At 39.3% G+C, this 24,467-nt stretch carries 21 protein-coding genes; 8 read left to right on the top strand and 13 right to left on the bottom strand.

All coding sequences use genetic code 11. The features are described 5' to 3' along the window. The first annotated feature begins 295 nt into the window (after positions 1-295). A complete protein-coding gene (locus SAE01_RS07705; RefSeq protein ID WP_147203159.1) occupies positions 296-1,456 on the top strand; it encodes a zinc-dependent alcohol dehydrogenase in 1,161 nt (386 codons plus the stop codon). Between the two features lie 67 nt (positions 1,457-1,523). Here SAE01_RS07705 and SAE01_RS07700 read toward each other — a convergent pair whose 3' ends face one another. The 4 genes from SAE01_RS07700 to SAE01_RS07685 form a co-directional block, all read right to left on the bottom strand. Then, complete coding sequence (locus SAE01_RS07700; RefSeq protein ID WP_147203157.1) at positions 1,524-2,276, bottom strand: tyrosine-protein phosphatase; 753 nt, start codon at positions 2,274-2,276, stop codon at positions 1,524-1,526. A 32-nt stretch (positions 2,277-2,308) separates the two neighbouring features. Continuing rightward, on the bottom strand, positions 2,309-4,276 hold the full coding sequence (locus tag SAE01_RS07695; RefSeq protein ID WP_147203155.1) for a polysaccharide biosynthesis protein: 1,968 nt from the start codon (positions 4,274-4,276) through the stop codon (positions 2,309-2,311). 224 nt (positions 4,277-4,500) lie between these two features. Further along, the gene (locus SAE01_RS07690; RefSeq protein WP_218029114.1) at positions 4,501-5,100 is read right to left on the bottom strand and encodes a sugar transferase; all 600 of its coding nucleotides are present in this window, start codon (positions 5,098-5,100) and stop codon (positions 4,501-4,503) included. Next, entirely contained in the window at positions 5,097-6,314 is a 1,218-nt protein-coding gene (locus tag SAE01_RS07685) for a DegT/DnrJ/EryC1/StrS family aminotransferase (protein WP_147203153.1), read from the bottom strand. Before SAE01_RS07685 ends, SAE01_RS07690 begins: the two co-directional genes overlap by 4 nt. Before the next feature lie 317 nt (positions 6,315-6,631). Between SAE01_RS07685 and queA the strand changes: the two genes are divergently transcribed. Further along, positions 6,632-7,681, top strand: a complete 1,050-nt coding sequence (gene queA, locus SAE01_RS07680; protein ID WP_147203150.1) for a tRNA preQ1(34) S-adenosylmethionine ribosyltransferase-isomerase QueA — start codon at positions 6,632-6,634, stop codon at positions 7,679-7,681. A 495-nt stretch (positions 7,682-8,176) separates the two neighbouring features. Here queA and SAE01_RS07675 read toward each other — a convergent pair whose 3' ends face one another. The 4 genes from SAE01_RS07675 to SAE01_RS07660 form a co-directional block, all read right to left on the bottom strand. After that, positions 8,177-9,337, bottom strand: a complete 1,161-nt coding sequence (locus tag SAE01_RS07675; RefSeq protein ID WP_147203148.1) for a Gfo/Idh/MocA family protein — start codon at positions 9,335-9,337, stop codon at positions 8,177-8,179. 207 nt (positions 9,338-9,544) lie between these two features. After that, the gene (locus tag SAE01_RS07670; RefSeq protein WP_147203147.1) at positions 9,545-10,210 is read right to left on the bottom strand and encodes a bifunctional 4-hydroxy-2-oxoglutarate aldolase/2-dehydro-3-deoxy-phosphogluconate aldolase; all 666 of its coding nucleotides are present in this window, start codon (positions 10,208-10,210) and stop codon (positions 9,545-9,547) included. Between the two features lie 227 nt (positions 10,211-10,437). After that, positions 10,438-10,902, bottom strand: a complete 465-nt coding sequence (locus SAE01_RS07665; RefSeq protein ID WP_147203145.1) for a hypothetical protein — start codon at positions 10,900-10,902, stop codon at positions 10,438-10,440. 264 nt (positions 10,903-11,166) lie between these two features. Further along, the gene (locus SAE01_RS07660; RefSeq protein ID WP_147203143.1) at positions 11,167-11,526 is read right to left on the bottom strand and encodes a cupin domain-containing protein; all 360 of its coding nucleotides are present in this window, start codon (positions 11,524-11,526) and stop codon (positions 11,167-11,169) included. A gap of 111 nt (positions 11,527-11,637) precedes the next feature. On the opposite strand from SAE01_RS07660, the gene SAE01_RS07655 reads away from it, so the two are divergent. The 4 genes from SAE01_RS07655 (at position 11,638) to SAE01_RS07640 (ending at position 15,434) form a co-directional block, all read left to right on the top strand. Beyond that, the gene (locus SAE01_RS07655) at positions 11,638-12,396 is read left to right on the top strand and encodes an oxygenase MpaB family protein (protein WP_147203141.1); all 759 of its coding nucleotides are present in this window, start codon (positions 11,638-11,640) and stop codon (positions 12,394-12,396) included. A gap of 59 nt (positions 12,397-12,455) precedes the next feature. Next, positions 12,456-13,769, top strand: coding sequence for an NCS2 family permease (locus tag SAE01_RS07650; protein ID WP_147203139.1), 1,314 nt, complete (start codon positions 12,456-12,458; stop codon positions 13,767-13,769). 210 nt (positions 13,770-13,979) lie between these two features. Then, positions 13,980-14,420, top strand: coding sequence for a DoxX family protein (locus SAE01_RS07645; protein ID WP_147203138.1), 441 nt, complete (start codon positions 13,980-13,982; stop codon positions 14,418-14,420). 33 nt (positions 14,421-14,453) lie between these two features. Then, positions 14,454-15,434 carry a sugar phosphate isomerase/epimerase family protein gene (locus SAE01_RS07640; RefSeq protein ID WP_147203136.1) on the top strand — a complete coding sequence of 327 codons (981 nt, stop codon included), beginning with the start codon at positions 14,454-14,456 and terminating at the stop codon, positions 15,432-15,434. A 147-nt stretch (positions 15,435-15,581) separates the two neighbouring features. On the opposite strand, the gene SAE01_RS07635 is transcribed toward SAE01_RS07640, so the two are convergent. The 4 genes from SAE01_RS07635 to SAE01_RS07620 all read right to left on the bottom strand — a co-directional run bounded on the left by SAE01_RS07635 (position 15,582) and on the right by SAE01_RS07620 (position 19,554). Further along, complete coding sequence (locus SAE01_RS07635; RefSeq protein WP_147203134.1) at positions 15,582-17,015, bottom strand: TolC family protein; 1,434 nt, start codon at positions 17,013-17,015, stop codon at positions 15,582-15,584. Between the two features lie 37 nt (positions 17,016-17,052). Beyond that, positions 17,053-17,715, bottom strand: a complete 663-nt coding sequence (locus SAE01_RS07630; RefSeq protein ID WP_147203386.1) for an ABC transporter ATP-binding protein — start codon at positions 17,713-17,715, stop codon at positions 17,053-17,055. A gap of 310 nt (positions 17,716-18,025) precedes the next feature. Next, positions 18,026-18,931: a ribonuclease Z gene (locus tag SAE01_RS07625; RefSeq protein WP_147203132.1), complete on the bottom strand. Its 906-nt coding sequence runs from the start codon at positions 18,929-18,931 to the stop codon at positions 18,026-18,028. 236 nt (positions 18,932-19,167) lie between these two features. After that, positions 19,168-19,554, bottom strand: a complete 387-nt coding sequence (locus tag SAE01_RS07620) for an STAS domain-containing protein (RefSeq protein WP_147203130.1) — start codon at positions 19,552-19,554, stop codon at positions 19,168-19,170. A gap of 90 nt (positions 19,555-19,644) precedes the next feature. Between SAE01_RS07620 and SAE01_RS07615 the strand changes: the two genes are divergently transcribed. Next, the gene (locus SAE01_RS07615; protein ID WP_147203128.1) at positions 19,645-22,182 is read left to right on the top strand and encodes an ATP-dependent Clp protease ATP-binding subunit; all 2,538 of its coding nucleotides are present in this window, start codon (positions 19,645-19,647) and stop codon (positions 22,180-22,182) included. Positions 22,183-22,417: 235 nt separating this feature from the next. Continuing rightward, entirely contained in the window at positions 22,418-23,110 is a 693-nt protein-coding gene (gene cmk / locus SAE01_RS07610; RefSeq protein ID WP_147203127.1) for a (d)CMP kinase, read from the top strand. 77 nt (positions 23,111-23,187) lie between these two features. On the opposite strand, the gene SAE01_RS07605 is transcribed toward cmk, so the two are convergent. Next, positions 23,188-24,414, bottom strand: a complete 1,227-nt coding sequence (locus tag SAE01_RS07605) for a 4-hydroxy-3-methylbut-2-enyl diphosphate reductase (protein ID WP_147203125.1) — start codon at positions 24,412-24,414, stop codon at positions 23,188-23,190. Positions 24,415-24,467 lie beyond the last annotated feature (53 nt).

The raw sequence follows: 24,467 nt of genomic DNA, 5'->3' as shown, positions 1-24,467 counted from the left end.
AGATTTTCAGTGAAAGTTTTCTAATGTTTTAAGGGATTGTCGACAGTTTTTTATTAGGCAAACGGGCATGTTTAATAGAAGCACAACGGATAAACGAAATGCGACGCAACGTTGAAAAATTAGATAACAAATGCTGGATTCAATAATGCTCTCACTCCGTTTAATGCCCGACCCTTTAAACAAGGTTTGCATCATTTTAAAGCAAATTTTATTAAATGGCATAATTTTTTTCGACTTAGAGTTACCTCTCCTTAAAAACAACCACTATTATTTCACTAATTCTAAATCATCTTCAATGAAAGCTGCAGTATTTCATAATCCAAAAGACATTAGGGTTGATAACGTACCTGACCCGGAAATAAAACAACAGGGAGACGCAATTATCAGGGTAACATCCACCGCTATCTGCGGATCTGACCTTCATATATATAACGGTATGTTTCCGCAGCCGCGTAATATGATTTTAGGACATGAGTTTATGGGAATAGTGGAGGAAGTGGGAAGCAATGTCAGCAAGTTAAAAAAAGGAGATCGCGTGGTAGTTCCTTTTCCGGTTGCATGCGGAGGTTGTTACTTCTGCAATACCGGCCTTGTTGGTCACTGTGAAAACTCTAACGCCGATAACTACGGACCCGAGGGCGGATTGATGAGTGAAAAAGGCGGCGGTTTGTTTGGATACACGGATCTGTACGGCGGCTATGATGGCGGACAGGCAGAATATGTGAGAGTTCCCTATGCTGATTTTGGACCCCGGAAGGTATCGGACGCGCTTACTGACGAACAAGTATTATTTCTTACCGATATTTTGCCAACAGGTTACGCGGCGGTTGATTGGGGTGGAGTGAAAGGTGGAGAAACGGTCGCTGTTTTTGGTTGCGGACCTGTTGGATTAATGGCGATGAAAGTGGCCTGGCTTCGAGGAGCATCGAAAGTTATCGCTCTTGACATTGAAGATTATAGGTTAACAATGGCTGCAACTGTTTGCGGTGCAGAAATTATTAACGTGAAGGACCATGATAAAGCAATTGAGGAGATTAGAAACTGGACGGGTGGCCGAGGTGCAGACGTAGTCATTGATGCCGTCGGGATGGAGGCAGATAGAAGTGCACTTGACCGTGTAAAAAGCGTGATTAGAATGGAAAAAGGAACAATCAATGCTTTACGCATGTGCCTGTCGGCTGTGAGACGTGGCGGTACTGTTTCAGTCGTAGGTGTATACGGATACCCTTATGATAATTTCCCCTGGCACCAAATCTTTGATAAAGGATTAACTATCCGCGCAGGACAAGCTCCAGCTCATACTTACATTGACGAATTAAACCGTTGGGTAGAGGAAGGCAAAATCAAGCTGGACGATATTATTACACATCGTTTACCGCTTTCACAAGCAGCTTATGCTTATGACATTTTTAATAAGAAAGAAGATAATTGTGTAAAGGTGATTTTAAAGCCGTAGTTGATAATCGATGTAATAAAGAAAGGTGGCTGAATGGCCACCTTTCTTTATTTAGAAAAACTGTTCATTATTTAATCAAAGTATTATTGAGGATTTCAGCACCGTTTACAAGGTCATAAAACTCTTTTTTTGTCGCCAGGCTTTTAAGCATAGCCAAATGTCTGTCATGGTGAAGGTCTGTTCCAAGAAAGTCAACCATCTCGTTTTTGAATAACCGTTCAGCTATCTTCTTTACATGTGGGCCGTAACCTCCGGACAACGATAACAAGTTCACCTGCAGTTTGCAACCAAGGTCCTTAAATCGCTCGTATTGTTCAAACTCATGATGGTAATAGCTATACCTTTCGGGATGCGCAAGTATTGGTTGTAAACCCATCATTCTTAAATCGAAAATTGCCTGGTCAAAATTTGGCGAGGGCGATAAGTAAGACATCTCAACAAGAATATAATCACCAGCTATTGTAAGCAAGTCTTCCTTTTTTGACTTGGCAAGCAATTCAGAAAACATATGATCTATCATATATTCTGCAGCCGCTTCTACCTGGATATCTACACCAGCGGCCTTTAAAGCATCCCTAACAAGGGCTAATTTTGGCAAAATTGTTTGAGGACTGTTAGGATATAAATCTGATAATATGTGCGGAGTACAAATGAGTTTATGGTACCCTAGTTCTTTCAGATCCTTGATGTATGCTACCGAATTTTCCAATTCCTGCAAACCGTCATCTATACCAGGCAGCAGATGAGAATGCATATCAATTCCTATAAATGACAAATCGGGTTCAACTGGTTTACCCGATCTCTTAAAAAAATTAAACATCTAAAAAAAAATTCATTCCTGCAATTTATAAACTATCCATGAGAAGTAAGAGTGGCCGTAAGTATTTCTTCATCCATTGCTTCGTAGATTGAGTTGTTGCTTATATATTCAGGAACAATACGTTTCATCTGTTTTACAACTTCATCATCCTTATTTAGGATCGCAATGCTTACTGCTTTATCTATACTCTTCGAAATTTTTTCGTAATCATATTCTATCACCTTTGCTATAAGTATTTTTTTATTATGGGTTGAAATCACCTCTTCCTCTTTGTTAAGTAGTTCTTCGTACAATTTCTCTCCCGGCCTTAATCCTGTGAATTTGATTTCGATATCTTTTGCCGGTGTGAGGCCTGCAAGCTTTATCATCTTTTTTGCGAGATCAAGTATTTTAATTGGTTCGCCCATGTCAAACAAAAATACTTCCCCACCGTTGCCCATCGTTACAGCTTCTAATACAAGAGAACAAGCCTCAGGTATAGTCATGAAATAGCGAATGATATCAGGATGTGTAACAGTAACAGGGCCGCCTTTAGATATTTGCTCCTGGAAGCGCGGAATAACAGAACCATTAGAACCAAGCACATTTCCGAAACGCGTTGTGATAAACTTAGTTCTTGTTTTGCGTGGGGCTATTTGAATAACGCCCTCATCGAATACTGGGATTGTCTTCCTTGATTGCAAGGACTGACAGTAGATTTCAGCTATTCGTTTGGATGCTCCCATTACATTGGTAGGATTTATAGCCTTGTCTGTTGAGACAAATAGAAATCTCTCTACCGAATAAAATTCAGATAAATCTGCAAGCACTTTCGTTCCTAAAACATTATTTCTAACTGCTTCGGAAGGATGGTTTTCCATCATTGGTACGTGCTTATAAGCAGCAGCATGAAACACGATGTCAGGCATATACATTGCAAACATGTTATTCATTGCTTTCTCGTCTTTGACATCTCCCAGGAATACTTTTAAAGTGTTTCCTAATTGATATTTCTTCTGCAACTCATATTCAAGTTCGTATAGCCCCGTTTCCGTTTGATCACAAATAATCAGAGAGTATGCATTTATACCAGCAATCTGACGTGCAAGTTCGCTTCCTATAGACCCTGCTGCTCCTGTAATTAAAACTTTTTTATTGCGAAGCATGTTTGTTACATGCTCGTTTTTCAAACTTATTTGCGGGCGACCAAGTAACTCATCAATTTTTACCTGCTGCAGCTGGTTAATATTAAGGTGCCCTTGTATCCATTCCCTCATGGGAGGAATGTTCATCACCTTAATGTTCTGTTCAAGGCAATAGTCAACTATTTTATTCTTTTTATTTAGATCAAAATCCTGGCGTGCGAAAAACAACATCTTTATCTGCCACGACTTAATGACGTTCTGAACCTGGTTAAAAGAATAAATCTTTACATTATCGATTGTTTTCCCAAACAAGTTTTCATCGTCGTCAATGAAAGCAACAATCTTATAGCGATTGTTAGAAGTTTGCTCAATCGTTTTCTTTAAAACAGATCCATTCAACTCTGCACCATAAATAACGATATGAATGTTTTCTTCCTGGTTCACGCTGATCTTGTATAAATGCTTCACAAGAAGGCGGTAGCCAAAAACAGAAAAAGAAGAAATGAAGAAATAAATAAATAAGACTGAAGTTGGAATAAAGGATGCGAGTCCAAAGCTTCTTAATCCTACATTAAGAAGCAGCATTATAAAAAATGAATAGAAGACAGCCGAGATACTTCTGAAAGCTTCCTGAAAACCTGATAGTCTTATAATGCCATGATAAGTCCGGAAAATGTAAAATAAAATGGAGTTTACAATGACAGTTGCCATTATATCATCTACAAGGTCTGTAAGATGAATGAGATCCAGGTCAAAATTTAGCCTAAGGTAATTTGCATATACTATTGCGAAACAGCAAATACTAAGGTCGAGAACAAATATCAACCACTTGGGAGCTATTTTGTTTCGCAGTAAAAATTTCCTTAAGTTTTTCACGACCTTTTTTTGTTTTTCTGAGCAGCGCCGTCACTCGCAGCTAAGCTCAATTTGGTATTCTTCTAGAATTGATTTGGGAGATAATAAAGATCTTTTGTTATAAGTCAAACTTAACTAAGTACATGTAATTACTATGCTCCACGATGAATTATGACTAGCAAAAAGAAGAAATAGTTGCTTTTATATCGGTGGCATTAAAAGTAACTTAAATACAACTCTATCTGCTATTTTCCTTTCAAAGAAGTAATGACTGTTTCAATAATTATTTTGAAATATTCACCAACACTTCGATTATTTATATATCTAAAGTTCAGTTCTATCTTTTTTGGCATGATCTCTTTCACGTATAGTTCCTCGGGATTATGCGAAAGCGCCAGGAGGTCGTTTTCATTTCTGTATTGTATTGAAGCATAATCAGTAATGCCCGGTAAAACCTTCAAAGCTTTCAACTGGTCTTCGCTATACAAGTCAACGTACTTCCTCACCTCTGGTCTTGGACCTACAATACTCATTTCACCTTTTATCACATTTATCAATTGAGGCAACTCATCTACTTTAAATTTTCGTAAGTAGTATCCTGCTTTAGTTACCCTTACATCTTTTCCCCCAACCGTCAACAAACCTCTTTTATCTGCATCCACAAACATGCTTCTAAACTTATAAACTTTAAAATCTCTACCATCCTTCCCTACCCGGGTTTGTTTAAAAAAAACAGGTCCTTTGGAAGTAAGCTTGATTAGTAAAATAACAAGTAAAAAAACAGGAGATAAGATAATTAGTCCTACCAACGAAAACGCATAGTCAAAAAACCCAATCATTTTCATTGTCCAATGGTTTCTTTTACAGCATCCCTGACTACCTTAACGATGTGTTCACACAGCTTATTGTCTAATTGAGGATATATAGGTAGTGAGATCTCGCACGAATAATTTTGATATGAAACAGGATAATGCTGAATGTTATAATGAAGCTCGCGAAAGACTGTTAGCATGGGCAAGGGTATGAAATGAACGTTCACCGCTACTTCAGCTAACGAAATTTTCTCAATAATTTGATCCCGTTGTTCTTCCCTAACACCTCTAATTCTCAGAGGGTACAAGTGATAGCTACAGCAACTAACATCATCATTAAAGGGTGCAATCTCTGCCCATGTATTTTTAGAAAATTCACTTGAAAAGTATTCGAAGACACGTTTTCTTTCAGCCAGAATTGATGTAGTATATTTTCTTATTTGCGCCAACCCAATTGCTGCACATACATCAGGCATATTCATTTTAAAACCTGCGTACACCACGTCATATCTCCAACCTCCTACCTGGCTTTTAGAAAAAGCATCCTTTGTTTGCCCGTTTAAACACCACAATCTTAAAGTCCGATAAACCTCTGCATTATCAAAAGGTAGAGGCAACGTTATGCAAATAGCACCTCCTTCGGCAGTAGTTAGATTTTTTACGGCATGATAAGAAAAGACGGTAAAATCTGCAAGGCTGCCAGTTTTTTTATTTTTATATACTGCCCCAAATGAATGGGCCGCATCGCTGACAATAGCTATTCTTGCTAACTTTTCCTGTTTGTCGCCTTTTGGATTAAATATGCTCGTTACCTCTTTATCGTTTACAACTGTAAATAGAGTATCGTAATCACATGGCCAGCCAGCAAAATCTACTGGTATTACAGCTTTCGTTTTATTCGTGATTGCAGCACGAACCTTTTCAGGGTCTATATTGAAATCATCTTTTACGTCAACCATTATGGGCGTTGCTCCAACGTGCATGACTGCTAAAGCTGTTGCACAGTAAGTATAAGCAGGAATGATTACTTCGTCTCCCTTGCCTATCCCTAACCAATGCAATACGAGCATTAAACCGGAAGTTGCTGAGTTTACACAGAGAGCCTGCTCAATTCCTGCATATTTCACGGTTTCTTGTTCCAACGCTTTTACTTTAGGACCAGTTGTGATCCATCCGCTTTCAAGGGCCGACATAACCTCTGCCTTTACATCGTCGTCTATAAAAGGAGGAGAAAAAGGAATTTTCATTTATTAAGCTATCACCGCTATTTATGCAATGATCGAGTAAAACGAGTGTTTTTACTAAAAATTATACTTTCCCATGATTATAATATTTCATTTAAGTTAGATTAAATGTGACTTTTTTAATTATAGTTAACGGACCATGTTACTTATTCTTCTTATCGATAATACACTTTCCGCTAAGAACTAGGCTTCTAACTCTTAACATTTAGTTTCTGATCAAAATAAATTGGAAAAGGCTAATTTTGCAGACTTATTCAGTTTTAAAGACTAGCCTGTTTACAAGCAACTAGGTCTTTTATAGAGACTCTACAAAAAAAAATATGAAATTATCGAAGTTTATTTTTGACCTTCCCCTTAACCTGATTGCCCAAAATCCTACCAAAAAAAGAGAAGACAGCCGAATGATGGTTGTTCATCGCAAGACAGGACAATTAGAAGATCTGCACTTTCGTGACATTTTAAATTATTTTGACGACAAAGATGTTTTTGTTGTTAATAACACAAAAGTTTTTCCTGCCAGAATGTACGGAAGAAAGGAAAAAACAGGCGCAGTTGTGGAGGTTTTTCTATTAAGAGAATTAAATGCCGCTAATCGTCTGTGGGACGTAATTGTGGATCCAGCGCGAAAAATTCGTGTTGGTAACAAACTGTATTTCGGAGACAATGATGAGTTGGTTGCTGAAGTAATAGATAATACAACAAGTCGCGGAAGAACAATTAAGTTTTTGTGGGACGGAGCTGAAGATGATTTCAAAAAACAACTTGAGGCATTAGGTGAAACTCCTCTGCCAAAATATATAAAGCGTAAGCCGGATGAAGAAGATCGCGAAAGATACCAGACAGTGTATGCAAAACATGAAGGTGCTGTAGCAGCCCCTACTGCAGGCTTTCACTTTAGTAAGGAATTGATTAAGCGTTGTGAAATAAAAGGTATTCGCTTTGCAGAAGTAACACTTCACTCAGGGTTAGGCACTTTCCGTCCGCTTGAAGTAGAAGACTTGCACAAACACAAAATGGACGCTGAGTTTTACCAGATTGACGAATTTGCCTGCAAAATCGTAAACAAAGCGAAGGAAGATGGCCGCCGTATTTGCTCGATTGGCACCACTACGATGCGGGCTTTAGAAAGTAGCTACACGTCGCAACAGTTGCTAAAACCAAGTGAAGGCTGGACTAACAATTTTATTCACCCGCCTTATGATTTCAATGTAGCTAATGCAATGGTTACCAATTTCCATTTGCCAAAAAGCAGCTTATTTATATTGACCTGCGCTTTTGGGGGGTACGACCTTATCACCGAAGCTTATAAAAAAGCTATAAAAGACAAGTACAAGTTCTCTACATACGGAGATGCTATGCTGGTTCTATAATAGATCTTGAAATTAAAATGACCGATTTTTCGAAAAGCTGCATAATTACATGCGGCTTTTTATTTTAAGGCTAGCAGTTGTAAACAGCCGGAAAAGTAAAAAAGCATGTATGGTAAACTAAAAAAGCAGCCGAGGGCTGCTTTTGAAAAATTTCAAATATAACAGGGCTAGTCGTTTTCGGCTTCCGAAATATTAAGGCCTTTATTTATAAGCCAAAGAAATACAATACATGCGCTTCCTATTAAATAGCCGATATAACCCTCCTGATTCTTCAACTGCATAACTGTATAAATTTTTGCCAAGGTACACGTTTTAATAGTTTTCGACCACAATATATATCTAAACGTAAAAAGGGTAAAGATGTTGTACTAACAGCTCTTCAATTTTTAAAGGTAATTCTGGCTGTAAAAACAAGAAATTAACGCACGTCTACCTTTTATAAAAAAAACCGCCCTTAAAGGACGGCTTTATTTTATTTAAGCACAATTAGCAAGATTAATCGATTGAGTAGTCGGTCCATTTTTCGTTACTCTCATGGCTTTTCACTACGTTTTCTATGAAAGCCATTCCTCTTATGCCTTCGGTAATAGAGGGGAATTCTATGATACTAGTATTGACTGTTGTGTTGTTAAGCCTGGCAGATAATGTATTTGCAAAATTTCGATAAATGTTTGCAAAAGCTTCCAAGTAACCTTCAGGGTGCCCGCCGGGAGTGCGTTGATTTTGTTTGGCCAAATCACCCACAAACGGAGTTCCTGCTCTTAAGATTTCCATTGGTTTGTCAAGCCATCTTACAATTAAAGAGTTAGGCTCTTGTTGGTGCCATTCTAATCCTCCATTCTCGCCATACACTTTTATAGAAAGGTTGTTTTCTTCGCCGGCTGCTATTTGCGTTGCGGTTAACACACCTGAAGCTCCATTGTCGAACTTTAGAAATACTCCGCCGTCATCGTCTAACAGTCGACCTTCTACTACTATATTAAGATCAGCACAAAGCTTTGTAACTTGTAAACCTGTTATGTACTCAGCTAAGTTAAAGGCATGGGTTCCGATGTCGCCCATGACACCACTTTTTCCAGACTTCTTTGGGTCTGTTCTCCAGCTAGCCTGTGCATTTCCTTCTCTTTCTGATAATCTGCTGAGCCATCCCTGGTGATAATGAACATATACTTTTCTTATTTTACCCAATGCTCCGCTGGCAACTAAGTCTTTCGCCTGTTTTACCATCGGAAAACCGGTATAGGTATGAGTTAGGCAAAGTATCAATCTGGTTTCATCCAGTTTTTGTTTTAGCTTTTGAGCCTCTTCTAAAGAAACGGTGATAGGTTTTTCGATCACTACGTGAAAACCTTTATCCAATGCGGCTACAGCAGGCGGAAAATGTGCAAAGTTTGGAGTTACAATAGTTACGAAATCCATCCGCTCGCCCTCGGGTAGCTTACTCTCTTTTTCGATCATTTCTTCGTAATTCGTATAAATCCTATCCTCAGGAAGAAACAGGGAACGACCGCTCTCGATGGCAACGTCTTTATTAATGCTGAGTGCTCCACATACCAATTCAACCATTCCGTCCATATTAGATGCAAAGCGATGAATACTACCTATAAAGGCATCTTTTCCACCTCCTATCATCCCCATCCGTAATTTTCTTTTCATAGCAAACAAGGTTTTTGATTTTAGTTTTTGAGTTTTTGTGGTCACGAAATTATACATATTTAATTTCCGCAACTATAATGGTTGATTGAACAGCAATTTTTAATCGGTTGCAAAAAGAAAAACAGTACAAGTGTGCGACGCAACAAATGCTTTGAAATGATACAATGCCCGCACGACCATCTTCTTTCTTTTTAAACAATATGTCTACTATTTACTTTTTACTGACCGTACTATTTCCATAGCTTCTTTCGTCATGCTTTCTATTTTGCCGTAGTCTTTGGCTTCAAGAAGTTGTTTACTGATTAGTTTACTGCCCATGCCAACTGCAGTGACACCTGCCTTAAACCAACCTGCAATATTTTCTTTATCCAAGTCAACTCCACCGGTCGGCATGAACATGACTTCGGGAAATAATTCTTTGATAGCGCTTACAAAAGCAGGCCCTAAAATATTACCAGGAAATAGCTTTACAAACCTGGCACCAAGCTGTTCTGCCCTGATTACTTCGGTTGGGGTCATACATCCCGGTACCCACAGCATATTGTTTTGATCGGCCACTTTTGCCGCATCCTCTACCAAACCCGGACTTATTATGTAGTCAGCTCCGGCATCAATGAAGGCTTTGGCGCTATCTGCATTCTTAATCGTTCCAATACCCAAATACATTCCATTCAACTCGCGCTCACACAGCTGTTTCATTTCCCTAAAGTTCTTCAAAGCAGCTTCTCCCCTGTTGGTGTATTCTACCGTTCTTATTCCAGCATTAAAAAGGGCTCTTAAAACATTTAAACTTACTTCCGTGTCCTTGTAAAAGTATAAGGGTAAAATCCCTTGTTCCGGAATAAGCTTAAGTAGCTCGGTCTTCTTATCCATTTGTTTTATTTTATGGGATGTTTTGGTAAATAAATCAAGACATAATTAAAATGGGAAGTTACAAAGCATCTGATTTAATATAAAAAGCAATTTATTTTTCTTGTACCCACGGAGATACAACTGACGTTTTACAACCGCTTAACATGTATCAATATTCGACTACAACAAAAAAGCTCCGCAATTGCGGAGCTTCGAATTTCATAGATACTAGCACACTTCCATTAAAATTATTCGGTGTCTTTTTTATCATCTTCGGCTTTGTAGTAATTCTTTTTAGCCTCGATAATTTCCTGGTCTTTTTCGTGTTTCAGATCGCGAACCTTTTGCTTTCTCTCATCTTTGGAAAGAGTTTTATCATCTTTCACAGAAGAAATTTTGTAATCGTATTCGTTATCGATTTCCTCTAACTGAAGGTCTAGCTGAGTAGGTTTTGAGTCGCGTCTAAAATCATTTCTTTGATAATAAAAAGGATCATTGAAAGGTGAATAGCCATAACCAAACCTGTTATATCCAAGCCCGAGACCATAGCCATAATAAGGAACAACAGGTGCTATAACAGTTACACGCGGTCTAACATAATGTGCACCTCCACCGTTATAAACACGACCACGAAAAGTACCCCCAATCTTTGGTTGAGCCATTGCGCTCAACGTTACGCTCAACGAGAACAATATCACAAGTAGCTTTTTCATAATTTATTTTTTACGTTGATATTTATACAAATTATGTGCTGATTAAGGTTAAAACATCGTCTTATAACTATTCGATAACAGTTGAATACTACCCTTTTGTTAAAGAAAAATAAAGGAATGTTTTAATGGCAGATGAACGATAAGCAAGCTCAAAAAGCTGACAGTTTTTGGCAAAGCCTAAGCTTAAATGACAGTTCTAATAACGGGCTTTTTCAGACTGCAGGAATTGTAACAGTTCAAGGTTTAAAGCTTTTGTAATAGCTTTTAGCGTTCTTCTACAAACAGCATTTCTTTATCTGCATCAAAGGTTACGTAAGCTCTCTTCCATGGTTGGTCGTCAATCAATTTCCACTTGTGCCCGGAGCCGGTCACATCCATTGCCAGCAAAATCTCCCCGGGTTTTAAAATAAAAGTTTCGCCTAGAAAAGTTGTAAACTCAAGGGTGCCGGTCAGTGTAATCACATATTGAATAGAAGGTGCAGGATGCCAATCGTAGGAAGAATAAGCGGGCGTTTCTTTGAACCTGATATTATTTGCATTTGAAAGAAAATCTTCTGCAACAGATCCCCGAGTAATATGAGTATGCCCATCGTAATCTGTGTAAATTTTATAAGCCTTTATCATAGCATGAATTAAGTAAAATCTGTGCCTCTTGCAAAAGAACTACAAAACCTTTTGCAGGGTTTTAAACTTTTTGGAGCATGAATCGGAAATTGGTAAGAAGTATATTTACACATGAAATTTTTTGTAGAGAAGGATTCTGTGGTACGGGAGATTTGGGGCAAAGGAGATACCATTCTCTTCATCTTTGCGGGAGCGTCTGCTGAGTTCGCTCTTAACAAAGCTGTTGATTGGCTATACTATACCGGGCGCTTGCCTGCCGATCCTTTAGGTAGATTGTTTTCTACTGTCAACTACGCGAGAAAAATTGTTTTTTCTGAAAATGAAGCTGCTCTAAAGGCGATTGATAAGATCGCCGCCATTCACGCCTCTGTCGAACAACAAAGAGGTGATAAAATCCCTGACTGGGCTTATCGCGATGTTTTGTTTATGCTGATTGATTATTCCATTCGTTCTTACGAAGTACTGGAAAGGAAGCTTTCTATAGAAGAAAGAAAAGAAGTATTTGATGTGTTCAATCGTGTGGGGCAAAGGATGGCTTTAATAGGACTTCCTTCAAGCTATGAAGAATGGTTGAGAATGCGCGATGAACACTTGCAGAATGACCTGTTGAAAAGTGACTTTACGGTAGACCTCTACAAACAATATAAAAAGCATTTAGGTCCCGTCAGGTACAGGCTTCTACTTGAGGGCCAAATATTAGTTGTACCTCGGCGGGTGAACGAACTTCTATCGCTTGGAAAATTTTCACTCTTGACCCCGGTTCTTGGCTTATACAAACTGTTACAAAAACTGCGTCTTGACTGGTTTTTAAAATCAGCCATTCTACCTAAAGAATACAAACAAGAAATTAAAGAATTAGATGTGGTATAAAGCCTGCTGTTTGTAATCTTTCATTTCCAAAATCTACTATCTTCAATTCAAACCTAGCTATGATAAATGCTTACTTTCAATTGAAAGAAAACAAGACGTCTTTTCAAACGGAGGTGATTGCAGGCGTTTCATCATTTCTTGCTACGTCCTATATCATTGTTGTCAACCCTTCTGTTCTTAGCCAGGCGGGAATGCCTTTCTCTGCGGTTCTTACGGCCACTGTTATTGTTGCCTTCTTTAGCAGCCTTACGATGGGTCTATATGCCAACAACCCTATACTGGTGGCTCCAGGTATGGGTTTAAATGCGTTTTTTACTTTTTCAGCAGTAATAGGAATGAAAGTGCCGTGGCCAATTGCATTGGGAGCGGTATTCTGGTCCGGTATTATTTTTCTGTTGCTTTCTGTTTTTAATATCCGCACGCACATTGTTCGCGCAATCCCCCGAACACTTCGTTTTGCAATTGCATCTGGTATAGGCCTTTTTATAACACTTATAGGTTTTGCCAATGCAAAATTTCTCGTTGCCAACCCGGCAACCATTATAGGAATTGGCAAATTGACTCCTGTGCTGCTTACTTTTATTACCGGCTTTATTGTTACCGCAGTGCTGGTAATTAGAAATGTAAAGGGTGCAATTTTAATTGGGATTCTATTTACAACATTATTGGCCTATCCCCTTGGAAGATGGTGGGGTATCAGCGACAATACATTCCCGCTTGTCAATTATCAAGGCATAATTGCTGCGCCTGATTTTAGCCTGTTAGGGCAACTTGATCTTGTACACTCACTGCAGTGGTCAGTAGTACCGGTTATTTTTGCCTTTGTTTTTACTGACATGTTTGATAGCCTCTCCACTTTCGTGGGATTATCTGAGGCAGCAGGGATGCTGGACGAAAACGGCGAGCCAAGAAATATAAAGCGTTCACTAATGACGGATGCGGTTTCAACCACTCTGGCCGGGCTAGTAGGCTCAAGCCCCGGCACTGCTTATATAGAATCGGCAGTAGGTATCGAGGCGGGAGGAAAAACAGGATTGACAGCAGTAGTTGGCGCTCTATTATTTTTGCCTTTTTTATTCCTGGCCCCTTTGCTATCGGTTGTTCCTTCTATTGCAACCGCACCTGCGCTCGTTTTAGTTGGCGTGTTTATGATCAGACCGGTAACAAAGATCAACTGGAGTCAACTAGATGAAGCGATACCAGCTTTTCTTGCAATGGTGCTCATCCCGTTTACCTACTCAATTACACAAGGAATCATTTGGGGGTTTCTTAGTTGGACCGTTTTAAAACTGTTTTCCGGCAAATTCAAAGATGTAAGTATCTCGCTGCTTGTTATTGATGTATTTGCAATAGTCGCGTTGATACTGGAATAGCTGGTGTCGAAATAACACGCTTTCTTCCAGCAGCCTTGAGCGACGTAAAAAGACCTACGGTTAATTAAATTCAGGCCTAATTTCTTATTGCTAGTAGACCAAGTTTGCACTTTAGATGGGGTGAGTCTAGTATGAACTTTTACAAATGCTTTTCTTAATTTCTTTATAACTTTAGAATGGTAACAATTGCTAACGTTTTATACCTGCCATATGACTAATATCATCACCAAAATTGAAAGATGGGGTGATACCCATCATCCTCGCTGGATTGATATTCTGAGAATAATATTGGGATTAGTGCTGATTTGGAAAGGAGTTGAATTTGCTTTAAACCTTGATGCGTTTTCTGTACTGATGGCAAAATCAAAGTTGGTAACCTCCTTTGGCATCAGCTTGTCTGCCCACTTAATTATTGTTATTCATATTATCGGGGGTTTAATGATTACCATCGGTACTCAAACCCGTTCTTCGTGTCTTTTTCAAATCCCTATTCTTCTTGTCGCGGTTTTTTTTGTTAATCTTCCTGAGCACGTTTTTAAACCTTACTCAGAGTTCTGGTTATCTGTAAGTGTTCTTGTTGGTCTTATATTTTTTCTTGTTGAAGGCAACGGTCCCTTATCAGTTGATCGAAGCGGTAACCGCAACTCATAATTCAATAAACATTAATCCACTTAAAAAAACTACATGCAAAAAAGCAGACGCACGTTCCTTAAACAATCTACATTAGCTGCCTCTGCTTTGTCGATAAGCTCTAGTTCTTTTGGAAAGGCTTTCAGCCGGTCAGCAAATCCTCAGGCATCCCCTTTAAAAAAGGAAGCATTTAAAGTCTCCATTTTCTCTAAAAATTTGCACTGGCTGAACTGGAATGACATGGCAGTTGCAGTAAAAGAAATGGGCTTTGACGGAATGGATCTGACGGTAAGACCTGAAGGGCATGTACTGCCCGAACGGGTTGAGGAAGACCTACCAAAAGCAGTAGCTGCCATCAGAAAACAAGGACTGGAAGTTTACATGATTACTACAGCCATTACAAAAGCATCCGACCAATATTCGATACCTATCTTAAAAACAGCTGGAGCGCTAGGAATAAAAAATTATCGCCTTGGGTGGTTTTCTTACGACAAAAAAGCGAGCGTGGCTGATAACATTCCCAATTTTAAAAAACAACTGCAGGAGCTGGCCGAACTAAACAAGAAATACAAAATTCACGGAGACTATCAAAATCATGCAGGAGAGTATTTTGGCGCTGCTGTGGTAGACTTGTGGATGGCTTTGAAAGATCTGGATGCGGAATGGATAGGCAACCAATATGACATTAGGCATGCCACTGTAGAAGGTTCGCATAGTTGGGGAGTCGGATTTAATCTGCTACAGAAGTATATCAAAACAATCAACTTGAAAGATTTTCAATGGGCGAAAAAGGACGGGAAGTGGGTAGAAGAAAATGTGCCCCTGGGAACAGGTATGGTTGATTTTAGCAAGTATTTTAAAATATTGAATGAATCGCAGTTCAGCGGACCGGTGTGCCTGCACTATGAATATAAATTGGGAGGAGCAGAAAATGGTGCAAAGACCCTTACGATACCAAAAGACGAAGTGCTACAGGCAATGAAAAGAGACCTTACTACTTTCAAAAACCTTTACAAACCTTACACAAACATTTGAGTTGGTTGCCTTTTAAACCTTTAAGGTGTAGATGAGCAAGCGATACAAGTACAAGGGAGTGACACAACAATGTTGAAGAGAGCTGTAATGCCCGCTACCTCCAATCCATTTTAGCTTTTTAGAGAATCTCTATCAAAAACATTCAATCTATAAACTCAGCTTGCCCTGGTAGTAGTCAAGTATTTTCAGCCTAAAAATGTAATCGTACTTGGTAGAGATTAAGTTGGCGTTCGCCCTGTCAACATTGTTTTTAGCGATCAGATAATCTACCTGGTTTATCGCGCCGGCGTTGAACCTTACTTCTGCAGTTCTAAACGATTCGGAGAAATCTGCTACCTGTCGTTGTAATGTTTGATACTTCTCGCTTGCCGCAGTCATGTTGAAATAGGCTTCCTCTATGTTTTGACTCAATTGTGTCTTAACAGTCTCGGCAACCACCTCTGCATTTCTTACATCAATTTTTGCCAAAGCAATCCTGTTTTTAGCACGAAAACGATTTAAAATAGGAACCTGGATACTCAGAAAAAGAGAGGTGTTGTAGTTATTATTGAACTGGTCTCCATAACCAATTTTTTGTGAAGTGTAATTTTGTCTCGTGGTCATGACGGGAACTTTAGATCCGTTGAGGCTAACGTAGTCACCGGATGGAACCTCCTGGGAGTTAACGAAAATTTCTTTGGTAGCAGCATTCGAATAATTAGTATTGAAACTACCGCTCAGGCCAACAGTCGGGTAAGAAATCCCTTTTGCAACCTGCACACTTTTTAATGCACTTTGGGTTCTTAACTCGGCAGCTTTAACTATGGCCAGTTGTCTTACCGAAGCGTCGTATAAGGCTTTAGGATCTGTGTTGTATTGCTGCAGTGTATCAACAGGAACTTTTTCTACTACTACATTACTTTCAAAAGGCACATTCATTAGTTGCGCCAGGCTGAGTTTAGCAGCATTCAAGGCGTTTCTATTGTTTACGATGGTTATTTCGTCGTTCGCAAGTTGCCCTCTTAAATCATATAATTGTGAAGGTGGAATTGCACCTGCTTCGTTCATGACCGTCAGACGTTGCACCTGTTTTCTTGTAACCTCTGCAGAATTGTAAGATTGCTGCAATTGTTCCTCATTGTTCAGAATTTGTACATAGGCCAAGATGACATTAAGGGTTACGTTATCTTTTGTTTGTTGCAGATCCATCTTGTTCGCTTCGTAGCTAAGGCTATTTTGCTTAATCAAATTCTTTAGCTGAAAACCGTTAAACAATACTACTGTTGAACTGAGGCTGTAATTAGCAAAATTAATTTGTTGATTGATATAGCTATTAGTAAATGGATCAATACTTCTTCCCTGGTTGAAGCCGTGGCCTAAATTGCCAGACAGGTCGGGTAATATGTTTGACTTCGCTTGCTTTAAGTTTACTCCGGCAGCTTGCATCTGCAAGTCACTTTGCCTTACCTGAAGATTATTGTTGATTGCTGCATCCACACATTGTTTTAAAGTAAGTCTTCGTTCACCTGCAGTTTGACTTATCCCTTTTAACTGCGCCACTAAAAACAAACAAACTATACCTGCAATTATTCTTTCTTTCATTGTTTTAATTCTTTAAAAAAATTCTTTTATAGCCAGATCAGCTCTCAATACGTCCATCAAGCAGGTTGACAATCCTGCTTCCGTACTCTGCATTTTTTTCTGAGTGTGTTACCTGTATGATGGTAACGCCTTCTTTGTTTAGTTCAGTAAAAAGGGCCATAATTTCCTCGCCTTGTTTTGAGTTAAGGTTGCCGGTAGGTTCATCTGCAAGTATCAGTTTTGGTTTTACAATCAATGCGCGCGCAATGCCTACCAATTGTTGCTGTCCGCCTGATAATTGGGATGGAAAAAGATCTTTTTTCCCTACCATTTGAAAACGGTCTAAAATGTCTGCAACCATTGCTTTGCGTTCAGAACCTTTTACATCCTGGTAAAGCAGGGGAGTTTCGATATTTTCGTAGACTGTCAGTTCATCTATCAGGTGATATGCCTGAAATACAAAACCTATGTTTTGTTTATAGATCTTCGAACGCTGTTTTTCTTTCAGCTTGTTTACTGATTCGCCCATGAAAATATATTCTCCTTCATTTGGCTCATCCAACATGCCGATTACGTTTAGTAGGGTTGACTTGCCTGAACCGGAAGGTCCCATGATAGAAATAAACTCGCCTTCGTTAATTGAAAGGTTGATGTCTTTTAAAATAAACACTGGTTTGCCACCTTGCATATGCCACTTGGAAATGTGTTTTAGCTCTATCATTTGGTTTTGGTTGTTTGTGCTAGTTGATAAACCAGTAACCTGGCTAGTTACAGAAGTCATATAAAAATTTATTGCTGTACTGTCAACAATATGCCATTTTTATAACTGGTTGATTTGCAAAGTAGAAGAACTATTGTTGGCAGCCAAATGTTCCGTTTGTGATACAGCCTGTGTTCGCTTTTGATACACCGTTTCATTCCGTAATTCTTTCATTCTAAAAATCATAAAAGGTAAAAGCGCCGGCGTTAAAGTGGTCTTCTGATTTTATCGAGAGGATAAATCACTGTTAAAAAGGTTGAAAGCCTGGAGTTTATAAAATTCTGTAGGTGACCCCTTCGATAGCGAGATCGGTTGTAGGAAAAACCTCCCTGGCCTCCTCCAAAAAGTCATTTAGCTCTTCGTATTTGCTGCTAAAATGACCGATTAATAAACGGCCTGCATTTGCCTTTAGGGCTATATCTGCAGCCTGGTGAGTAGTTGAATGAAAGCGTTGAGAAGCTCGTTCCTCAAGGCCTTTCAAATAAGTCGTTTCGTGATACACCATTGTTACATGCTTTACCTTGTCAGCAAGTGTAGGATTGTGTAAGGTATCGGCACAATAGGCGTAGCTTCTAACCGGGGTATTGGCAACGGTAACGGTTTCGTTTAACACTACTTCTCCCGTGTCGGTTGTCACATCTTCTCCGCTTTTTAGCGACTCGTATTGGGTAGCATTAAGATGGTATGGGGTAATTGCTTGTTTGTTAATTTTTCGCGGCTTTTTCTTTTCTCTGAAAATAAATCCCCAGCATTGAATTCTATGATAAACATGGAAGGTTTCGACAGAAAACTTTGCGTTGTCTACCAACACACCTTCTTTGTCTAATGGATGAAAATGAAGGGTATAACCAAACTTGGTATCGGCAGCACTCAAGATCAAATCAATAATGGGTTTCAATTCAGGAGGCGCATACAGGTGAAGATCTGTATCCCGACCCAACAAACCCATGCTAGTGATAAGGCCAGGTAAACCAAAATAATGATCGCCATGTAAGTGAGAGATAAAGATATGGTTGATGCGGCTTCGCCTGATTTTATACCTGGCGAGTTGCATTTGGGTACCTTCTCCGCAGTCAACTAAAAACTGGAATTGATCGAGCGTAACTACCTGCGCAGTGGGATGCCGGTCGTACGCCGGCAAAGCAGAATTGTTTCCTAAAATAGTTACTCCGAACATTGTTACAACAACATTTTTTATATTGGATAAAGATAACGGAATTAGGCTTTCAACTATTGAAGTTGCCGCGGTTAAGATAAACCGCTATATTATAATAACGACTAAAGTGTTGGAAAGAATAGAGTTAAAAATCCGGTACAGTTTGTAATTGCTAAAGGATGAACAATGTTACACTAGTCGCATGATTCGACGCATCGTTGGCGATAGAAGATTTGAAGCCGATGAAGAAAAACGTACTACAAATTTTCGTTGTTATCGTCCATCAGTTCTCTTTCGATCTCTTCCATTTGAATAATATCCCAGGCTTCGCTTTCACTAGGTGTTATATTCATCTCTTCGAGCAATCCCATCTCGTCAAGCTTTTGCTCAATACTTGGTTTCAAACCGCAAATAACAAATGAGGCATTTTTTTCATAAAAGACTTGTTGAAGTTGTGCCAATTCTTCAGCTGCTTTATCTTCAACACTTTCAACTTCTCCCATCTTTAGTACCACATTGCTAATCTCTTCATGTAGAAATTTCGTAACTAATTGAGTAAGGTCTGCTGCTAAATTGTCAGAGAGAAATGGCTCCATCAGCGTTATAACATAAAATTTCTCTTTGGTATCAATTTTGACCTTCATGATTACGGTTTGATTAACATGTGTGAATAACGACGCATACTCAAGCTTCAAAAATATTCGTTATTATTGTATCTAAGCAATTTAAACTTTATGGATAATAATTTTTCAGCCCAGGTTAAAGAAATCATCTCGTTTAGCAGAGAGGAAGCTCTCCGTTTAGGGAATGATTTCATAGGGACGGAACATTTGCTGCTAGGTTTGATAAGAGAGGGCGAAAATACAGCTATCCGCATTTTAAAAACATTAAATGTAGACCTGTATGAGCTTCGCAAAGAAGTCGAGCTTGCAGTAAAAGATAAAACAGGAAAGAACATCGCAAACATCAATAGTTTGCCTTTAACAAAGCAGGCGGAAAAGGTAATTCGTGTCACCGTTTTAGAAGCTAAGGCGCTAAAAAGCCCGCTTGTGGAAACTGAACATCTGATGCTTTCAATTCTAAAAAATAAAGAAAACATAGCAACACAAATCTTAAATCAATTTGATGTGGATTATGATGTTTTTAGAAACGAATTAGGAATGGTAAGAAGCAGCGAACCAAGAAGCGAATACACGGAGGACAATGACGATGATTTCGATGACGACAGGAAAGGCTATTCGCAACAGCAACGAGCTAAGCAACAGAGCAACCCTAAAAGCAAGACTCCGGTTTTAGATAATTTTGGACGTGACATTACCAAGCTTGCAGAAAGTGGCACTTTAGACCCGATTGTTGGTCGTGAAAAAGAGATCGAAAGGGTAAGCCAAATCTTAAGCCGCCGTAAAAAGAACAACCCAATATTAATCGGTGAACCAGGTGTGGGTAAAACCGCCATTGTGGAAGGTTTAGCTTTAAGGATTGTGCAAAGAAAGGTAAGCCGTGTATTGTTCGACAAAAGAGTAATTAGCCTTGATCTTGCAGCACTTGTTGCCGGAACTAAATATCGCGGTCAGTTCGAAGAAAGAATGAAGGCTATCATGAACGAACTGGAAAAGAACCGTGACGTGATTTTGTTTATAGATGAAATTCACACCATTGTAGGTGCTGGTGGCGCCAGTGGATCATTGGATGCTTCTAACATATTCAAACCAGCTCTTGCCAGAGGAGAGTTACAATGCATAGGCGCCTCTACTTTAGATGAGTATCGTCAGTACATCGAGAAAGATGGCGCGTTAGATCGTCGTTTTCAAAAAGTATTGGTAGAACCACCTACTGTTGAGGAAACCATTCAAATACTTACCAATATTCAAAGTAAGTATGAGGACTATCATAGTGTTTCTTACTCCGTTGATGCTATTGAAGCTTGTGTGAAGCTGAGTGACAGGTATATGACCGATCGTTTATTGCCAGACAAAGCAATCGATGTGTTGGATGAAGTAGGTGCAAGGGTTCACTTAAAGAACATTAATGTTCCTAAAGAAATATTAGAGCTTGAAAAGAAAATCGAAGATATTAAGCTTGAAAAGAACAAAGTTGTAAAGAGCCAGCGTTTTGAAGAAGCTGCCGCGCTCCGTGATACTGAAAAGCGCTTGGGTGAAGCTTTGGAAAAAGCTAAAACATCATGGGAAGAGGAAAGTAAAAACAAACGTTTCCCAATTGACGAAGAAGCAATCGCTGAAGTGGTGAGCATGATGACAGGAATACCTGTTAAACGTATGGTAGAAGCTGAAACAGAGAAGCTTCGCCGTATGGGTGATGACATGAAAGCAATGGTTGTAGGCCAGGAGGAAGCAATTGCAAAGGTTACCAAAGCCATTCAAAGGAACCGTGTAGGTTTAAAAGATCCTAAGAAGCCCATTGGTACTTTCATATTCTTAGGTCCTACAGGCGTTGGTAAAACTGAGTTAGCCCGTTCTTTAGCGCGCTATATGTTCGATAGCGAAGATTCACTTATTCGCATTGACATGAGTGAGTACATGGAGAAGTTTACAGTGAGTCGCCTTGTTGGTGCGCCTCCGGGATATGTGGGATATGAAGAGGGTGGTCAACTTACTGAAAAAGTTCGTCGCAAGCCTTACAGTGTAATCCTGTTAGACGAGATCGAGAAAGCTCATCCGGATATTTACAACATATTGTTGCAGGTATTAGATGATGGTCAACTGACTGATGGTTTAGGTAGAAAGATCGATTTCAAGAATACGTTGATCATCATGACATCAAACATCGGTGTTCGTCAACTAAAAGAGTTTGGAGACGGTGTAGGTTTCGCTACTGCAAACAGGGTTCAAAACGCAGACGAGAATAACAAAGCGGTGATTGAAAAAGCGCTGAAGCGCACATTCTCCCCTGAATTCTTAAACAGGATCGATGACGTTGTTGTCTTCAACTCGCTTTCGAAAGATCACATTTTTGAGATCATTGATATACTAATGAAGAACGTGATGAAGCGTTTGACTAACCTTGGTTTCAGTTTAGAGATTACGCCTGCTGCTAAAGACTTTATTGCAGAGAAAGGTTATGATGTTCAGTTTGGTGCAAGACCATTGCACAGAGCTATTCAAAAACATCTTGAAGATGAATTAGCAGAAGAGATTCTAAGCATGAATGTCAAACAAGGAGATGTTTTAATCGCAGACCTTGATAAAGCAAATGAGAAGATCGTTTTCAGCCTTAAAGAGAAAATAGAGGAAAAAGAACAAAGTCAGGCTTAGTCTTCGTAGTTGTAATTTTTTAGCCATCCATCCTTCGGGTTGGGTGGCTTTTTTTATTTGGGCTTTTACCAATTGATTCTACCCTACTTTCTTGTATTAAAAAAAGCTTTTATAGCTTTTGAAGCTTGTTTTGATCAAACTACTTTATTCTCGATTTACAAAAATTGCCTCTCATTTAATCATACTTTCTTTCCGATAATTGTTACATTTTTGCAGAAGCAATTCCTGCGTTTGTATGAAAAAGATAATAATTACTATCGATGGATATTCTTCTTGTGGCAAGAGTACTTTAGCAAAAGCTTTAGCGGCAGAGCTAAATTATGTTTTCATCGACAGCGGAGCAATGTACCGCGCCATCACCCTTTACTTTCTACGGAACCACGTGGACTGGAATGTAAAAGAAGCCGTAGTTCAAGCGCTTGAAAATATAACACTTGAGTTTTGCTATAGCGAGGAAACAAATAGCTGCGAGATTTTTTTAAATGACGAAAACGTGGAATGGCTCATCAGAGATATGGTTGTTGCTGAAAACGTAAGCGAGGTTGCCTCTGTAAGAGAAGTGCGTGAGTTTGCTGTAGAACAGCAAAGAAAAATGGGTGATACCAAGGGTATTGTAATGGATGGAAGAGACATAGGAACAACAGTTTTTCCTGATGCTGAATTGAAAATATTTTTGATTGCAGATCCTGCAGTTAGGGTTGAAAGAAGGTTTCGAGAATTACTAGCTAAAAATCCGCATATCACGATAACGGAGGTGAAGGCAAACCTGGAGACGCGAGATTATATAGACAGTCATCGCGAGTTTAGCCCTCTGCGGAAAGCCAAAGATGCCGTCGTTCTTGACAATTCAAACCTATCGATGAAGGAACAATTGAAGATAGCTCTGAAGCTTGTAAAGGAAAAGTTGAAAGAACCGGAAGTGGCGTAGTTCGTCGAGAGATTAATCGAAATGGAAGTGTTATAGGGGTGGGCAGAGTATGGAGGAAAAAACTAGTCTTTACCGTTCTATTCAAAATAGCTCAAAATTTCTTCTACCGTTCTATCGACCTCATAGAAAGATACAAACTTTCTTATCACCGCTTCGACTACTGCATCCGGGCAGCTTGCTCCGCTGGTAATTAATATTCTAACCGGTTCATCGGATGGCAGATACTCAACAGTGTGCAGTTCCTGCTTACTATGGAAGTTGTAGTGCAGAATTTCTTTTTTTGACAAAATTTTGTCTGCAGAATCAATATAAAAGGTAGGAAGCTTCTCCTCGCACAATTCAACTAAATGAGATGTATTGCTACTGTTATAGCCACCTACCACCACTGCAAGATCAGCAGGAGTTTCCAGCAATCCCATCACGGCAGTTTGGTTATCATTTGTTGCATAACACAGGGTATCCCGTGTATCAGCAAAGCGTTCATCAATGTTTGCATCCGTTAAGTTGAAATACTGCACCATCAATTCTTTTAAAAAATCGCTTATCGCCTGCGTGTCGCTAGCCAACATAGTAGTTTGGTTGACAACTCCGACTTTTTGCAAATCCCTTTCAACGAGAAAACCTTCTGAATATCGTCCTTCAAATTCTACATAGAAATCAGCCAGTGGCTTTTCCCTTGTGATATATTTTGCAAGCTTAACAGCATCATCCATATCGTTCACAACTACTGTTGGTGCGTTCGCAGCACTATGACTGAAGGTGGCTCTTGTTTCCTCGTGGGAAGGTTTACCATGCACTACGATTGTGTATCCTTTGCCTGCAATCTGCTCGCTCCTATTCCAAACTTTCTCGACGAAAGGACAAGTAGTGTTATATTTTTCCGTGGTAATGCCAATTTTGTTCAGCTTGCCCTCAATAGAAAGTGTTGTACCAAAAGCGGGAATGATAACTATGTCGTCAGCAGAAAGTTCATCAAAATCAACTAAAGGTTTGCCTTTGGTATCTTGCAGAAAGTGGACGCCTCTATTCAAGAGATCGGCATTTACCTGCGGATTATGAATCATTTCACTAAGCAAAAAAATGCGCTTTCCCGGGTTTTCATCTATCGTTCTGAAAGCAATCTCTATAGCGTTTTCAACACCATAACAAAAGCCAAAATGACGGGCGAGAAAAATTTGAAGCGGACCAAAATCCAACAGGGTGGGACTAAAATCTTTTTTTAGCTTATCTGCCTCTTTCCTTTTGCTTTTTATAGCACTAATAATACTGCTTCGATAAACACCTGGAACATTAAATTTCTTCATAATTTTAAACGGAAACAAAGGTACAAAGTGCGAAAGGAATAAATGTTAAGGCT

This window comes from Segetibacter aerophilus (genome assembly GCF_007991655.1).
GTDB lineage: Bacteria > Bacteroidota > Bacteroidia > Chitinophagales > Chitinophagaceae > Segetibacter > Segetibacter aerophilus.
This window is presented reverse-complemented; position numbering and strand designations above follow the sequence as displayed.

Bases quoted from the DNA above. Each gene is read 5' to 3' on its own strand.
- SAE01_RS07655 (WP_147203141.1), top strand. From the start codon at position 11,638: ATGAAATTTTTTGTAGAGAAGGATTCTGTGGTACGGGAGATTTGGGGC.
- SAE01_RS07620 (WP_147203130.1), bottom strand. From the start codon at position 19,554: ATGAAGGTCAAAATTGATACCAAAGAGAAATTTTATGTTATAACGCTG.
- SAE01_RS07670 (WP_147203147.1), bottom strand. From the start codon at position 10,210: ATGGATAAGAAGACCGAGCTACTTAAGCTTATTCCGGAACAAGGGATT.
- SAE01_RS07705 (WP_147203159.1), top strand. From the start codon at position 296: ATGAAAGCTGCAGTATTTCATAATCCAAAAGACATTAGGGTTGATAAC.
- SAE01_RS07660 (WP_147203143.1), bottom strand. From the start codon at position 11,526: ATGATAAAGGCTTATAAAATTTACACAGATTACGATGGGCATACTCAT.
- SAE01_RS07605 (WP_147203125.1), bottom strand. From the start codon at position 24,414: ATGAAGAAATTTAATGTTCCAGGTGTTTATCGAAGCAGTATTATTAGT.
- SAE01_RS07690 (WP_218029114.1), bottom strand. From the start codon at position 5,100: ATGAAAATGATTGGGTTTTTTGACTATGCGTTTTCGTTGGTAGGACTA.
- cmk (WP_147203127.1), top strand. From the start codon at position 22,418: ATGAAAAAGATAATAATTACTATCGATGGATATTCTTCTTGTGGCAAG.
- SAE01_RS07700 (WP_147203157.1), bottom strand. From the start codon at position 2,276: ATGTTTAATTTTTTTAAGAGATCGGGTAAACCAGTTGAACCCGATTTG.
- SAE01_RS07630 (WP_147203386.1), bottom strand. From the start codon at position 17,715: ATGATAGAGCTAAAACACATTTCCAAGTGGCATATGCAAGGTGGCAAA.
- SAE01_RS07625 (WP_147203132.1), bottom strand. From the start codon at position 18,931: ATGTTCGGAGTAACTATTTTAGGAAACAATTCTGCTTTGCCGGCGTAC.
- SAE01_RS07615 (WP_147203128.1), top strand. From the start codon at position 19,645: ATGGATAATAATTTTTCAGCCCAGGTTAAAGAAATCATCTCGTTTAGC.
- SAE01_RS07675 (WP_147203148.1), bottom strand. From the start codon at position 9,337: ATGAAAAGAAAATTACGGATGGGGATGATAGGAGGTGGAAAAGATGCC.
- SAE01_RS07650 (WP_147203139.1), top strand. From the start codon at position 12,456: ATGATAAATGCTTACTTTCAATTGAAAGAAAACAAGACGTCTTTTCAA.
- SAE01_RS07665 (WP_147203145.1), bottom strand. From the start codon at position 10,902: ATGAAAAAGCTACTTGTGATATTGTTCTCGTTGAGCGTAACGTTGAGC.
- SAE01_RS07645 (WP_147203138.1), top strand. From the start codon at position 13,980: ATGACTAATATCATCACCAAAATTGAAAGATGGGGTGATACCCATCAT.
- SAE01_RS07685 (WP_147203153.1), bottom strand. From the start codon at position 6,314: ATGAAAATTCCTTTTTCTCCTCCTTTTATAGACGACGATGTAAAGGCA.
- SAE01_RS07635 (WP_147203134.1), bottom strand. From the start codon at position 17,015: ATGAAAGAAAGAATAATTGCAGGTATAGTTTGTTTGTTTTTAGTGGCG.
- SAE01_RS07640 (WP_147203136.1), top strand. From the start codon at position 14,454: ATGCAAAAAAGCAGACGCACGTTCCTTAAACAATCTACATTAGCTGCC.
- queA (WP_147203150.1), top strand. From the start codon at position 6,632: ATGAAATTATCGAAGTTTATTTTTGACCTTCCCCTTAACCTGATTGCC.